Source organism: Cernens ardua, from assembly GCF_051251085.1.
GTDB classification, from domain to species: domain Bacteria; phylum Pseudomonadota; class Gammaproteobacteria; order Pseudomonadales; family Halomonadaceae; genus Cernens; species Cernens ardua.
Genome location: NZ_JBPCZH010000006.1, coordinates 94,246 through 108,041, shown reverse-complemented (window position 1 = coordinate 108,041; position 13,796 = coordinate 94,246). Strand labels below are relative to the sequence as shown.

General features: G+C 50.4%; 12 protein-coding genes. 8 read left to right on the top strand and 4 right to left on the bottom strand.

The window, feature by feature from the left end; translation table 11 throughout:
- Positions 1–18: 18 nt before the first annotated feature.
- The 3 genes from LMG33818_RS10980 to LMG33818_RS10970 all read right to left on the bottom strand — a co-directional run bounded on the left by LMG33818_RS10980 (position 19) and on the right by LMG33818_RS10970 (position 2,017).
- On the bottom strand, positions 19–603 hold the full coding sequence (locus LMG33818_RS10980; RefSeq protein WP_442323436.1) for a hypothetical protein: 585 nt from the start codon (positions 601–603) through the stop codon (positions 19–21).
- Between the two features lie 174 nt (positions 604–777).
- Entirely contained in the window at positions 778–1,038 is a 261-nt protein-coding gene (locus tag LMG33818_RS10975) for a PP0621 family protein (RefSeq protein ID WP_442323435.1), read from the bottom strand.
- A 175-nt stretch (positions 1,039–1,213) separates the two neighbouring features.
- Complete coding sequence (locus LMG33818_RS10970) at positions 1,214–2,017, bottom strand: outer membrane protein assembly factor BamD (RefSeq protein ID WP_442323434.1); 804 nt, start codon at positions 2,015–2,017, stop codon at positions 1,214–1,216.
- Between the two features lie 273 nt (positions 2,018–2,290).
- Here LMG33818_RS10970 and rluD point away from each other — a divergent pair, with 273 nt between their 5' ends.
- The 7 genes from rluD to ilvC all read left to right on the top strand — a co-directional run bounded on the left by rluD (position 2,291) and on the right by ilvC (position 12,124).
- On the top strand, positions 2,291–3,241 hold the full coding sequence (gene rluD, locus LMG33818_RS10965; RefSeq protein ID WP_442323433.1) for a 23S rRNA pseudouridine(1911/1915/1917) synthase RluD: 951 nt from the start codon (positions 2,291–2,293) through the stop codon (positions 3,239–3,241).
- A 15-nt stretch (positions 3,242–3,256) separates the two neighbouring features.
- Positions 3,257–4,048 carry a peptidoglycan editing factor PgeF gene (pgeF, locus tag LMG33818_RS10960; protein WP_442323432.1) on the top strand — a complete coding sequence of 264 codons (792 nt, stop codon included), beginning with the start codon at positions 3,257–3,259 and terminating at the stop codon, positions 4,046–4,048.
- Positions 4,049–4,579: 531 nt separating this feature from the next.
- The gene (clpB, locus tag LMG33818_RS10955; RefSeq protein WP_442323431.1) at positions 4,580–7,162 is read left to right on the top strand and encodes an ATP-dependent chaperone ClpB; all 2,583 of its coding nucleotides are present in this window, start codon (positions 4,580–4,582) and stop codon (positions 7,160–7,162) included.
- Positions 7,163–7,434: 272 nt separating this feature from the next.
- On the top strand, positions 7,435–8,067 hold the full coding sequence (locus tag LMG33818_RS10950; RefSeq protein WP_442323430.1) for a cation efflux transmembrane domain-containing protein: 633 nt from the start codon (positions 7,435–7,437) through the stop codon (positions 8,065–8,067).
- A 653-nt stretch (positions 8,068–8,720) separates the two neighbouring features.
- Positions 8,721–10,457, top strand: coding sequence for an acetolactate synthase 3 large subunit (locus LMG33818_RS10945; protein WP_442323429.1), 1,737 nt, complete (start codon positions 8,721–8,723; stop codon positions 10,455–10,457).
- On the top strand, positions 10,457–10,948 hold the full coding sequence (ilvN, locus tag LMG33818_RS10940) for an acetolactate synthase small subunit (RefSeq protein ID WP_442323428.1): 492 nt from the start codon (positions 10,457–10,459) through the stop codon (positions 10,946–10,948). The genes LMG33818_RS10945 and ilvN overlap by 1 nt, the downstream gene beginning before the upstream one ends.
- A gap of 159 nt (positions 10,949–11,107) precedes the next feature.
- A complete protein-coding gene (gene ilvC, locus LMG33818_RS10935) occupies positions 11,108–12,124 on the top strand; it encodes a ketol-acid reductoisomerase (protein ID WP_442323427.1) in 1,017 nt (338 codons plus the stop codon).
- A 219-nt stretch (positions 12,125–12,343) separates the two neighbouring features.
- Here the strand turns inward: ilvC and LMG33818_RS10930 are convergent, their stop codons facing one another.
- Positions 12,344–13,195, bottom strand: a complete 852-nt coding sequence (locus tag LMG33818_RS10930) for an SDR family oxidoreductase (protein WP_442323426.1) — start codon at positions 13,193–13,195, stop codon at positions 12,344–12,346.
- A gap of 133 nt (positions 13,196–13,328) precedes the next feature.
- On the opposite strand from LMG33818_RS10930, the gene LMG33818_RS10925 reads away from it, so the two are divergent.
- Positions 13,329–13,757: a winged helix-turn-helix transcriptional regulator gene (locus tag LMG33818_RS10925; protein WP_442323425.1), complete on the top strand. Its 429-nt coding sequence runs from the start codon at positions 13,329–13,331 to the stop codon at positions 13,755–13,757.
- Positions 13,758–13,796 lie beyond the last annotated feature (39 nt).

Genomic DNA, 13,796 nt, shown 5'->3' with positions numbered 1-13,796 from the left:
GGTGTTGATAAAATAACCTCAAGTTGATTGGCAACGCTTATCCATGGAGGGGAACAGTACTCTGGTTCTTCCGACACGATTCACAATGATAGGAAAGCCAACGCCATGAGGTGTGCAAATAACAAAAGTAGCATTTAGAACATTGGCCGAGGGGTCTGGGAAAAACTCAAGCGAATGGTTTGGACCGTACAAATGTAGCGCATCTTCCAAACGTACTGTATAGGGAGCATCACGTGGGCCACCAGGGTGAAAGGTTATGAGCAGGGCACCTTGAGACCAGTTGTCAGCACAGGTATAAAAATTTTGTGTGCCGCATAGTGTGAGTGAAATACCACCTGTCATGCTTTTCAGGCGCGCATGTTCTATCAATTGAATCAATTCCAGCCTGCCTTGATAGGCATATCGCTCATTCAGCCAAATACGGCCATGATGGAATGCAAAGGTATAAAGTAGCGTCAGGCACAGTATTCCTGCCACCAACTCCAACATGGTCGCCCCATATTGATTGTGTTTCTCCAGCCTCGGCCGGCAGGAAATCATCATGGGGGGTACCATGCGAAAGCGGAAGGGGATGAGGTTGCCCGAAGGTGTGCGTAAGGCCACGATTACTCCATTATCAATCTTGGAAAGATAAATGAAATAACGGTCAGCACCGATAAAACTTAAGGAAGATGACAGGTGATTAAGCTAAATCACAGCTCCATGGTCTACGTACAGGGATGCTCATGATGGCTGCTATATATGTGGGCGAGTATTGAAAGGCCAGTACTTAAAGAGCTATTTACGTCTGAAACGTGGACCTTTTTCAGCATGCTCTGGCGTGCAGTAAAGCTTGTTATCACCGCGGGGGGAACGTACTGCTTCATCAACAGGCATATGTACACCACAGTGAGCACACTTAACGCTATCAATACTTCTAGGCGCATTGGCCGAGTACCTGGGCGAACCTGCATTATCCCCCAAAGGATTATGTTTTAGCCCTTTCCAGAAGCGGTAGATCACGTAGGCCAACAGGCCAATGGCAAGTAATTGCAACATGTGGAGTATTCTCCAAAATGGCGGTTGAGCGTACCGTGTTCTCAAGAAAGGATGGGATACGGCGCATGCCCGGAATAATGTCCCTAGTATATCAAAGGTGTTACCAAAAAAGGCAATGCAGGAGCTCCCCACATTGCCTTGTGATACGCCAGTTATAACGAAATGGGGTCGTTGATTAGCCTTGCTCGTTCAATGAGAGGCTATGGTGCAGATAGCGTGGATGGAACGTAGTGCCGTGCAAGCGCGGGTAATTCGGATCATTACGGACCAAAATGGCAAGTGTCTGACGAGCACGGTCATCCATGTTCAAGCCCATATAGCCTTCGATCATGTAGGCCAGCGCATCATAGCTGCCCTGCGCCTGCGGATAGTGCTCGATCACCCAACGACCACGTTCTACTGCAGCCACATAATCACGGTCGCGCAGATAAAAATCCGCTACCTGAAGCTCATGGCGTGCCAGCACGTTTCTCAAATAGATAATACGTTGGCGGGCATCGGGCGCATAGGCGCTTTGCGGATAACGATTGACCAGCGTATAAAAATCCTGATAGGCATTGGTGGTATCGCCCAGATCCCGCATGGAAATATCGGTCAGGCTCAGGCTTTCCAAGGTTCCACGGCCCGCTTCCCAATGGGATAATCCGCGTAGATACAACGCATAGGCGGCATCGGGGGAATTGGGGTGCAATTGCAGGTACGTTGCTGCCTGTGAAATGGCCGCGCTGTAATCCCCGTTCTGATAGTGGGCATAGATGAGGTCAAGCTGCGTCTGTGTCGCATACTGACCAAAGGGGTAACGTGAATTCAGCGCGTTGAGGGAGGGCAGTGCATCACTGTAACGCCCCGATTTCAAAGCCTTCAGCGCATTGTCATGCAAAACCTGCTGAGGGTAATTGGGAACTTGTTTGACACTACCACCGCAACCGACCAGCACAGCTGAAACCAGCGCGAGAGCACAAATTTGATAAGCGCGCATCATTATCCTCATGTCGGGGCAACCCACGGCGAGTGTGCTAGAATTCGCCGCTTGATTTACCCTGTATATTGCCGTTAACCAACGATGTTGTACAAGGGGTATAGGATTTCATATCGTACGTGACTAAACAGGCATCCCTCTGTTCGCGAATGCCGGTATAATTGTCCGATACGCTAAACGCTTTACTATAAAGCACACAAGCCTTTAATGACACCGCCAGTTAATGTAAATCCTGCGGTTTTGTCTTGAAGGGTGTCAGGAGTTTTCAATTTTATGAGTGAACAGGTGAGCTTGCGACAACGCGTCCCTGATGAATTCCATGGTCAACGTCTGGATCAGGTCGCGGCCAATCTGTTTGATGAATATTCGCGTGAAAAGCTCAAACAGTGGATTTCGGAAGGTGCTTTGCGCCTGGATGATAATATCGTCAAACCGAAAACCCGAGTGATGGCAGGGCAGACGCTTGCTCTTGAAGCCACGATCGAACCTGCGGGTGATTGGGAAGCAGAAGACATTCCTCTTGATATCGTGTTTGAAGATGAGCATCTCCTCGTCATCAACAAACCGGCGGGGCTGGTTGTGCATCCGGCGGCAGGAAATCCGGACGGTACTCTGTTGAATGCATTGTTGTTTCATTTGCCCGAACAGATACAGCTCCCCAGAGCAGGAATTGTTCATCGACTGGACAAGGATACCAGCGGGCTGATGGTCGTCGCGAAAAGCCCGTTGGCACAACGATCCCTTATCGCACAGTTGAAAGAACATACCGTGGCACGCGAGTATGATGCTGTCGTTACTGGTACACCGATCGCCGGGGGGAAAGTCGATGCACCCATTGGGCGCCATCCAAAGGATCGCAAACGGCAGGCGGTAGTGCCGGGAGGCAAGGAAGCTGTTACCCATTTTCGTGTACTTGAGCGCTTCCGGGCGCATACATTGGTACGTTGCCAATTGGAAACAGGCCGAACCCACCAGATCCGTGTCCACATGGCTCATAAAAAACTGCCCCTCGTGGGTGACCCTGTGTATGGTGGTCGCCTAAGGTATCCCCCGGGGCCGAGTGAAGCACTTAAAATCGAGCTGAGCGAATTCCCCCGTCAGGCACTGCATGCCCATCACCTGAAACTGGTGCATCCGGAAACAGGGCAAACAGTCTCGTTCAGTGCCCCTTTGCCGCCGGATATGAAAATGCTGATTTCCGCATTGCGAGAGGATGCCCAATAAATAACAGGAGGCCTCATGGCAGCCAATGATTCTGAAATACTGTCTCTCTTTGAGGGAGCACAAATGCCACGCTGGCTGGTACCCGACTGGCCCGCGCCGGAGTCAGTAAATGCATTGGTGACCACGCGTTCTCAGGGCCCCAGCCAATCCCCGTACGATCATCTGAATCTGGCTCAGCATGTAGGGGACGACCCAGTGATGGTGGATGCCTGTCGTACCTGGCTCTCCCATCAATTGGGCGATGACCGGCCCGTGTTGTGGATGGATCAGGTACATGGTACCGAAGTGCTTGATCATTTCCCTTCCGGCGATGAATTACCCAAGGCCGATGCCTCGGTCGTTTTCGATGCAGGTTATGCTTGTGCGGTATTGACCGCTGATTGCCTGCCGGTTTTCTTCTGCAACCGTCAGGGTACCCGCGCGGGGGTGGCTCATGCGGGGTGGCGAGGGCTGGCGGCTGGCGTTCTGGAGAACACGCTGGCAGCGCTTGATTGTCCTGCTGAAGACGTCATGGTGTGGTTAGGCCCAGCGATCTCCAACGAACAGTTTGAGGTGGGCGGTGAAGTCTTCGCTGCTTTTGTTGAGCAGCATGCCGATGATGAACTTGCGTTCGAACCCAGTGCCTATCGGCTTGGGCATTACATGGGGGATCTATACAAGCTGGCGCGATTGCGTTTGGAACGGGCAGGCGTTTCGAGTATTAGTGGTGGCAATTTCTGTACGGCTTCAGACCCTCGTTTCTACTCATATCGACGTGAAAATGGAAAGACTGGCCGAATGGCGAGTGTTATTTGGCTTGGGTACTAACTATTACAATTTATTATACGATAAAAAAATAGAGATTTTTTAGGCGTTTTTGTCTTGAAAAAAAGAGATGAAACCCCATATATCTTTACAGTTAATAATTTTATTTTATGCAAGTGAGTGTTTGTGGGGTGTGCCACCTAACTGCCAAACCCTGTATTGGATTCATACAAGGTGTGTTTATCAGGGCCCTTTGTTCGCCCGCTGATGCTTCATCATCATGGCATGGCTGGCGATACACGCCTGCTACCTTCACTTGCATAATTAATCCCGACCAACAATGACATCGGTGCCGCGTGTGCCTGTCGGATTATTCTTTCATCGCTTTTGTTTGCGTTGCGGGGATAACCGAGTGATTGCGTCGCTGGCGTATACAAGTGGATGACGATATTGGATAAATCGCCGCTGCAATTGAAATGTTACTGCGTGCCCTTATTTTTATTTTATAGATAGGTAACATGATGACCATAATGGCAGCGTAGTGTGTTGCCAGGCACGTTGATACCGAATGTCAGATTTGCAGGAGTCTTGTGAATGAGAATGGATCGTTTAACGACCAAGTTTCAAAGTGCACTTGCCGACGCCCAGTCCCGCGCAGTAGGGCTCGGCCAGAATGAACTTCAGCCAGTGCATCTGGTACTGGCGCTGCTTGAAAGCAGCGATGGTGGCTTCCGTGGCCTTGTACAGAAAGCCGGTGGCAACACCGATACGCTCCGTCAGGAGCTGACCCAACAGCTGGATAACCTTCCCAAAGTCAGCCAATTCGACGGCAACGTCAACATGGGGCAGGATCTGGCCAAATTGCTGAATCTGACGGATCGCGAAGCACAGAAACACGGCGATCAGTATATTGCTACCGAATGGGTATTGTATGCCGCGCTCGAAGCCGGTGGTGCGGTGGCCAAGGCATTGAAAAATGCTGGTGTGACACTCGATTCAGCCAAAACAGCGATTGATAGCCTACGGGGAGGTTCGGCAGTGGACGATGCAGGGGCAGAAGACAAACGTGAAGCACTGGAAAAATATACGCAGGATTTGACCGAACGTGCAGCCAGCGGAAAACTTGATCCGGTTATCGGCCGTGATGATGAAATCCGTCGCACCATTCAGGTGTTGCAACGTCGTACGAAAAACAATCCGGTACTGATCGGTGAGCCTGGCGTGGGTAAAACTGCCATTGTTGAAGGCTTGGCTCAGCGTATCATCAACGGTGAAGTGCCGGAGTCACTGAAAGACAAACGCGTATTGGCACTCGATCTGGGTGCATTACTGGCAGGTGCCAAATTCCGTGGTGATTTCGAAGAACGTTTGAAAGCCGTTCTGAATGAACTCGCCAAGGAAGAAGGGCGCGTTATTCTCTTTATTGATGAGCTTCATACCATGGTCGGCGCAGGTAAAGCGGATGGTGCCATGGATGCGGGCAATATGCTCAAACCGGCATTGGCACGTGGTGAGCTTCACTGCGTAGGGGCCACTACCCTGGATGAATATCGTCAGTACATTGAAAAGGATGCAGCGCTGGAGCGCCGATTCCAGAAAGTATTGGTGGATGAACCCTCTGAAGAAGACACCATTGCCATTCTTCGTGGCTTGAAAGAACGCTATGAAGTTCACCACGGTGTTCAGATTACCGATGGTGCCATTATTGCGGCTGCTAAACTCTCGACCCGCTACATACCGGATCGTCAGCTGCCTGATAAAGCGATTGACCTTATCGACGAAGCGGCCTCTCGTATCCGTATGGAAATGGATTCCAAACCTGAATCCATGGACAAACTGGAACGTCGCATTATCCAGATGAAAATGGAACGCGAAGCGCTTAAAAAAGAGGATGATGCGGCGACGGTAAGACGCCTTGAATCTCTTGAAGAGCAAATCCAGTCACTGGAGGAAGAGTACGCCAATCTGGAAGAGGTCTGGAAATCCGAAAAAGCCAGTCTGGAAGGCGCTGCTCAATTCAAGACGGAACTGGATCAGGCGCGTACCGATTTGGAAGCGGCCCGTCGAGCCGGTGATCTTGGACGCATGTCCGAGCTGCAGTACGGTGTCATTCCAACGCTGGAGCAGAAAATTGCCGAAGCCAATGAAACGGATGAGACTGACCAAAGCAAGTTGACGCTGTTGCGTGCGAATGTGACAGAAGAGGAGATCGCTGAAGTTGTCTCCCGCTGGACGGGGATTCCTGTTTCCAAGATGCTGGAAGGCGAACGTGAAAAACTGCTGCGTATGGAAGATGCGCTTCATGACCGTGTGGTAGGGCAGGATGAAGCTGTGAATGCGGTATCCAACGCTGTGCGTCGCTCACGCGCGGGTATCGGTGACCCTAATCGCCCCAATGGCTCATTCCTCTTCCTCGGCCCTACCGGGGTGGGTAAAACAGAGCTGTGTAAAGCATTGGCCTCTTTCCTGTTCGATACAGAGGAAGCCATGGTACGTATCGATATGTCCGAATTCATGGAGAAACACTCCGTGGCACGCCTGATCGGTGCACCTCCGGGCTACGTCGGTTATGAAGAGGGTGGTTATCTGACCGAATCAGTCCGTCGTAAACCCTATTCGGTTGTATTGCTTGATGAGGTTGAAAAAGCGCATCCGGATGTCTTCAATATTCTGCTTCAGGTATTGGAAGATGGTCGCTTGACTGACGGTCAGGGGCGTACGGTGGACTTTCGTAATACGGTGATTGTCATGACCTCCAACCTGGGTTCAGACATCATCCAGACCTACGAAGGCCAGAGCGACAAGTACGACGAGATGAAAAGCGCAGTGATGGAAGTCGTGGCATCCAACTTCCGGCCTGAACTGGTTAACCGTATTGACGAAGTGGTGGTTTTCCATCCGCTGGGTCAGGATCAGATTCAGCACATTGCCTCTATTCAGCTGGATCGCCTGCGTTCGCGTTTGGCAGATCGCGAGATCGGCCTCGAATTGACCGATGCTGCACTGGCACAGTTGGCAGTGGTTGGATTCGATCCTGTGTATGGTGCTCGTCCGCTGAAACGCGCGATTCAGACGCGGCTTGAAAATCCGCTGGCGCAAGAATTGCTCGCAGGCAAATATGGCCCGGGCGATACCGTCAAAGTGGATGCCAAAGACAGTGAGCTTACCCTCAGCTAAAAGAGCTGTTGATTATAGCCACTGATGAAGCGGCGTATCTTGAACCGGAAAGGGCAGTGTCCTTTCCGGTTTTTTATTGTCTGCAAATAATATAATAAAGAAGAGTCGGTGGTAGTGATGGGGCAGTATTGACCTTGTAATCACTGCAGGGTTTAGTCTTGAGTAAACAATGTGTTTGCTGATTCATCCTTGGTTTTTGATCTCTCCATGATGATAGAACCATTGTTGATTTCATTGAGCTGTTTTCGATATGACTGACTGGAGAAATGACCATGGCAGGCGGATGTTGTCACCATTGCGCTACGGATACCCCTCCAAAGAAAGACAAACGCTGGGTACGGGTAATCTGGATAGCACTGATACTGAATGCCCTTATGTTTGTGATTGAAATTGGGGCCGGTGTGTCCTCCCGTTCGGCCTCCCTCAAGGCGGATGCGCTGGATTTTCTGGGGGATAGCATCAACTATGTTATCAGTCTTGGAGTAGCAGGAATGGCGCTGCAATGGCGTGCCCGAGCTGCTTTTTTCAAAGGGATTACCCTGTTTTTGCTAGGCCTTTGGATTCTTGCTGATACCGTTTGGATGATTTATGAACATACCCTGCCGAAAGCGGTTACCATGGGGGTTATAGGTGTCATTGCATTATTGATTAATCTTGTATGTGCTTTTCTTCTTTGGCGACACCGGCATGGGGATGCCAACCGTCGCTCGGTATGGATCTGCTCAAGAAACGATGCCATTGGCAATATAGCTGTCGTTTTGGCGGCGCTCGGTGTGTTTGGAACGAGTACGGGTTGGCCAGATGTTATTGTGGCTATCGTGATGGCTGTTTTGGGGGTAAGCGGTGGATGGCAGATTATGCGTCAGTCCCTGAATGAGCTGCGAAAGCCTATTGTTTCAGCATAAAGTGACTTCACCTCATACTCAGCTACCACGTTATTTTTTATGAAAACAAGGTGTCATGGGAAAGTTGCCGGTCAGGCCTGTAAGTTTATTACGATGGTGATATCTGGCGCCTTGTTTTTATTTGTTGGTGCAATATGCTTCACATTAAGGCTAATTGAGTCATTAAAATTCACATATAAACTTTTTTGTGACATATGTTGACTTTTAATCTGAAATGAACGACTCTTACTAGCATCCTGATGACGGAAAACGTTGTAGGGCATGCTCACCCACGCTTCTCCTACGCAAGATACTACCCCCTTTATCCCGTCTATCGACCTGCTCCCGGGAAGTGATATCCACTTTGACAGGAGCCACAGCATCCATGCAATGCCTGTCATTCACTGGAATGTATAGCATGCATGGGATGAACAGGGCCGTACCCGGTCGTGGGCGATACAGGGTGACTTCACCCCCTGGCGTGAATCACATGCCATGAAGTCACTACTGCTTCGCCAAGGTCTTCATGAGGTATTGGCGCCATGAGCATCATGCCGTCGTGTCTCATTGCATCAGGTGTTTTCTGTCATGGACAGTGAACAGGCGACTTTTCGCCCTCGGACACCTTTGCGTACTGCAGGGGCTTCGTTATCGAGACCTAAGAGGAATTCTCAGTGGAAATGCTTTCAGGCGCAGAAATGATCCCACGCTTTCTCAAGGATGAAGGCGTCGAATACATTTATGGTTATCCCGGTGGAGCAGCCCTGCATATTTATGATGCACTGTTTCGTCAGGATGACGTAAAACACATCCTTGTACGACATGAACAGGCTGCTACACATATGGCTGACGGCTATGCACGTTCAACCGGTAAGCCGGGTGTCGTGCTGGTAACTTCCGGCCCCGGGGCGACCAATGCGGTCACCGGTATTGCAACTGCCTACATGGATTCAATCCCCATGGTGGTTCTATGCGGTCAGGTCGCCAGCCACCTGATTGGTGAGGATGCCTTCCAGGAGACAGATATCGTCGGTGTGACGCGTCCCATCGTGAAGCACTCGTTCACTATCAAACATCCAAGTGAAATACCGACTGTCCTGAAAAAGGCTTTCTATATCGCGTCTTCCGGTCGCCCGGGGCCCGTTGTCGTCGATATTCCCAAGGACATGACTGCTCCGAATGACCGATATGAGTATGTGTATCCAAAGAAAGTGAAGATGCGCTCCTACTCACCGGCAACCAAAGGGCATGCAGGGCAAACCCGTAAGGCACTCGATGCACTGTTGGAAGCACGTCGCCCTGTTATCTTTGCGGGTGGTGGCGTTATCGGTGGGCATGCCAGTGAGCCTCTCACGGAGTTGGCCCAGCGTTTGGATATCCCTGTAGTGACGTCTCTCATGGGCATTGGTGCCTATCCACAAACAGACCGCCAGAGCCTTGGTTGGCCCGGTATGCATGGTAGTTATGAAGCCAATGAAGCCATGCATAATTCGGATCTGATCTTTTGTGTAGGGGCGCGTTTTGATGATCGTGTCACCAATAACGTTGCCAAGTTCTGCCCGAATGCGAAGATCGTTCACATTGATATCGATCCCAGTTCCATTTCCAAAACCATTTCGGCCGATATCCCGATCGTGGGTGCAGCCTCGAATGTATTGACTGAAATGCTGGGATTGTTGAACGAGCGTGATATCGACACTGAACAGCACAAGCAAGCGCTGGCACCCTGGTGGGCGCGCATCGATGAATGGCGTGACAGTCGCAAGGGTCGCTTGTATGAGCCTGCCAAAGGTCACGATGCATTGCTGAAACCACAGCAGGTTGTTGAAGCCGTGTGGAAAGCCACTCATGGTGATGCTTATGTCGCCACGGATGTGGGCCAGCACCAGATGTTTGCTGCGCAGTATTACAAGTTTGATAAACCCAATCGTCTGATTACCTCTGGCGGGTTGGGCACCATGGGCTTCGGGTTGCCTGCGGCCATGGGGGTCAAACTGAATCATCCGGAAGACGAGGTGGTCCTGTTCACCGGTGAGGGCAGCTTTCAGATGATGATGCAGGAACTATCCACCTGTCGTCAGTTTGATATCGGTATCAAGATCATTAACCTGAATAACGACTCGCTGGGTATGGTACGGCAGTGGCAAGACCTCAACTACAAGGCTCGCCACGCACAGTCCTACATGGAGTCGCTGCCAGATTTTCACACCCTCTTCGAGGCGTACGGATTCAAGGCGATCACCGTGACTCATCCGGACGAGCTGGACGCTGCGCTGGAAGAAACCTTCCGCAACCGTGATGAGTTGGTATTCCTGAACGTAAAAGTAGACCCTTACGAACATGTATATCCCATGCAGATTCCACAAGGGGCGATGAATGACATGCTGTTGTCCAAGACGGAGAGAACCTGATGCGCCATATCATCTCAATTTTGCTCGAGAATGAACCCGGTGCACTGTCACGTGTTGTCGGACTGTTTTCTCAACGCAATTTCAATATTGAAACACTTAACGTTGCGCCTACTGAAGACCAGTCCCTATCCCGGTTGACAGTCACGACTACAGGGGATGAACGAGTGGTTGAACAGATCACCAAGCATCTCAACAAGCTGATCGATGTCGTCAAACTGGTTGATCTGCAGGAAGGGGGGCGCGTTGAGCGTGAACTGATGCTGGTAAAGCTCAGGGCGGTAGGTGATGATCGTGAGGAAATCAAACGCACGGTGGACATCTTCCGCGCCCAGATTGTCGATGTAACATCCAGCATTTATACCGTTCAGATTACCGGCGATGCCGAAAAGCTTGATGGTTTCCTTCAGGCGGTGAAGCCTCTGGAAGTTCTGGAAGTAGCTCGTACCGGAGTGTCAGGGATTTCTCGTGGTGAACGTACACTCACCCCCTGAAACAGCAACGCATTTGAAAAATTGATCAGCAACGCCGGCGTGCAACATAACGCCGGTATATGCCCCGAGGTTAAATCCAATCGGCTGCGCTGACTAGTCACATACTATTGGCAAAATACGCTTACATGCATAGGCATTGACGAAGAAAAGGTGAAGATAATGCAGGTTTATTACGATAAGGACAGTGATCTTTCTCTCATCCAGGGTAAAAAAGTAACCATCCTGGGCTACGGATCACAGGGCCATGCGCATGCCAACAATCTGAAGGAATCAGGTGTAGACGTCACTGTTGCACTGCGTAAAAGCTCTCCTTCATGGAAGAAAGCCGAGCAGGCGGGCCTGAAAGTAGCGGAAGTGACTGAAGCTGTGAAAGACGCCGATGTAGTCATGATTCTGGCGCCTGATGAACTACAGAAACAGATTTATTATCGTGATGTAGAGCCGAACCTGAAAGAAGGTGCAGCACTGGCCTTCGCACACGGCTTCAACATCCATTTCCAACAGATCGAGCCACGTGAAGATCTGGACGTTATCATGATCGCACCGAAAGCCCCCGGGCACACGGTACGCCAGACGTATACACAGGGTGGGGGTACACCGAGCCTGATCGCTATTGCCCAAGATAAATCCGGTCAGGCTCAGGATATCGCCTTGTCTTACGCGAGCGCCATCGGTGCAGGGCGTTCAGGGATCATCAAAACCAGCTTCCAGGAAGAGACAGAAACTGACCTCTTCGGCGAACAGGCTGTTCTCTGCGGTGGTGTGACGGCACTGGTTCAGGCTGGTTTCGAAACCCTGGTAGAAGCAGGTTACGCACCTGAAATGGCATACTTTGAGTGTCTGCATGAGCTCAAGCTGATTGTTGACCTGATGTATGAAGGCGGTATGGCCGACATGCGCTACTCTATCTCCAATACCGCTGAATTCGGTGATTATCTGACCGGGCCGAAAATCATCACCGACGAAACCAAGGAAACCATGCGTGGTGTTCTGAAAGACATTCAGGATGGTGAGTTTGCGAAAAACTTCATTCTGGACAACCAGTCCGGCTTCCCGACGCTTAAGGCCAAACGTCGTATCAATGCCGAGCATCAGATCGAAAAAGTGGGTAGTAAACTGCGCGCGATGATGCCATGGATTGAAGCAAACAAAATGGTTGATAAAGGCAAGAACTGATCAAACATTTGCTGGCTTGTAAAGCTGAAGCTGCGTAGAAAAAATACGCATCTTGAAATGAAAGGGGGCGATGCCAAACGACATCGCCCCTTTTTTGCATTCTGAATGCAGACTGGAACAGAGTAGGCCACGCAGAGGATATTTTTCAGATTTTATCTGAACCTCTGTCCAGCAGCTATCACCAGGCCCTACTCATCCAGGCCTGTCGGTTCTCAAGTCCTATTGATTATCAAGAGCAGCTTGCACGCTTTCCGACAGTGGTGTCGTTGGGCGACCAATGAGTTTGGAGAGCGACTTGTCGTCAGAGTAGAGTGCACCCTTGGATGCACCGATATCAAATTGAGCAATTGCACCCGCCAGGTCTTTGGGCAGTCCGGCCTCTACCAGTTTTTCTGCGTATTCGTTTTCAGGAAGATTAACGTAAGGAACATCCTTGCCTGACGCCTGCGAAATTTTTTCGGCCAGATCACTGAGTGTATAGGCATGGTCACCGGCCAATTCATAGATCTTTTTGTCAGGATGGGCGGTCGTGGCGATCACTGCAGCCGCTTCCGCATAATCGGAACGTGTCGCTGAGGAAATCCTGCCGTCGCCAGCACTACCGAGCAATGCGCCATGCTGAACCGCTGATGGGGCACTATCAGTGTAGTTTTCGGTATACCACCCATTACGCAGAATGGTGTAGTCGATACCTGACTCTTTGATCAGAGTCTCGGTTGCCTTGTGCTCATCCGGCAGTATAGGCATTACAGAGGTATCGGCATGAAGCAGGCTGGTATAGACAATACGTTTTACCTGGGCTTTTTTGGCGGCTTCGATCACATTGCGATGCTGTTGCGTACGCTTGCCTACCTCAGAGGATGAAATCAGTACCAGTACATCAACATTCGCCAATGCAATGGGTAGCTCTTCGGGAAGATCATAGTCGAAGCTGCGTGTACTAATCCCTAGATCCGCTGCCTTTTCAGGTGAGCGAACGAGCGCAAGGAGGTTCTCTTTGGTTGTTTTATTCAGTAGATATTCTACAACAAGGCGGCCGAGCTGGCCGTTGGCACCTGTGACTGCAATCATTGTTCAGCTCCTTCATGTATGGTGAATTCATTCTATTCACAAAACTTACTAATTGTAAGTACCTACAAAAATGTTCGTGCTATAATGTCTGGCAGCTTACGTTAAGTTGATAATTCATGATGAGGTATACACCATGAGCGAAGCTCTCCATACACAGGCTATAACAGAAGCGAGCACAACGACAGGAAATGGCACGCTGGTGGAAAATGATGCTGTTGGCAATGTGCTGGCTTCCGCATGCCCAAGCCGGCGTATCCTGAAGCATCTTACCAGCCAGTGGGGTGTCTTGATTATGCTGAAGCTGGCCTCTGGTACCTATCGTTTCAGTGAGCTACGTCGAAGTATAGAAGGGATCAGTGAGCGCATGTTGGGCCAAACGCTCAAACATCTGGAAGGCGATGGGTTGGTAAGGCGTGTGGAGCATCAGGTGGTTCCCCCTAAAGTGGAATACAGTCTGACCCCTTTGGGGAAAGAGGCAGCTCAGCATGTCAAATCACTGACTGACTGGATTGAATTGCATCTACCACTCATGATGGAACGCTGGACAACCATCGGTGAATAATATCCACCGATGGTGTGATTAGTGCTTTGCGTTCAAATA

Bases quoted from the DNA above. Each gene is read 5' to 3' on its own strand.
- LMG33818_RS10975 (WP_442323435.1), bottom strand. From the start codon at position 1,038: ATGTTGCAATTACTTGCCATTGGCCTGTTGGCCTACGTGATCTACCGC.
- LMG33818_RS10970 (WP_442323434.1), bottom strand. From the start codon at position 2,017: ATGCGCGCTTATCAAATTTGTGCTCTCGCGCTGGTTTCAGCTGTGCTG.
- rluD (WP_442323433.1), top strand. From the start codon at position 2,291: ATGAGTGAACAGGTGAGCTTGCGACAACGCGTCCCTGATGAATTCCAT.
- pgeF (WP_442323432.1), top strand. From the start codon at position 3,257: ATGGCAGCCAATGATTCTGAAATACTGTCTCTCTTTGAGGGAGCACAA.
- clpB (WP_442323431.1), top strand. From the start codon at position 4,580: ATGAGAATGGATCGTTTAACGACCAAGTTTCAAAGTGCACTTGCCGAC.
- LMG33818_RS10950 (WP_442323430.1), top strand. From the start codon at position 7,435: ATGGCAGGCGGATGTTGTCACCATTGCGCTACGGATACCCCTCCAAAG.
- ilvN (WP_442323428.1), top strand. From the start codon at position 10,457: ATGCGCCATATCATCTCAATTTTGCTCGAGAATGAACCCGGTGCACTG.
- ilvC (WP_442323427.1), top strand. From the start codon at position 11,108: ATGCAGGTTTATTACGATAAGGACAGTGATCTTTCTCTCATCCAGGGT.
- LMG33818_RS10930 (WP_442323426.1), bottom strand. From the start codon at position 13,195: ATGATTGCAGTCACAGGTGCCAACGGCCAGCTCGGCCGCCTTGTTGTA.
- LMG33818_RS10925 (WP_442323425.1), top strand. From the start codon at position 13,329: ATGAGCGAAGCTCTCCATACACAGGCTATAACAGAAGCGAGCACAACG.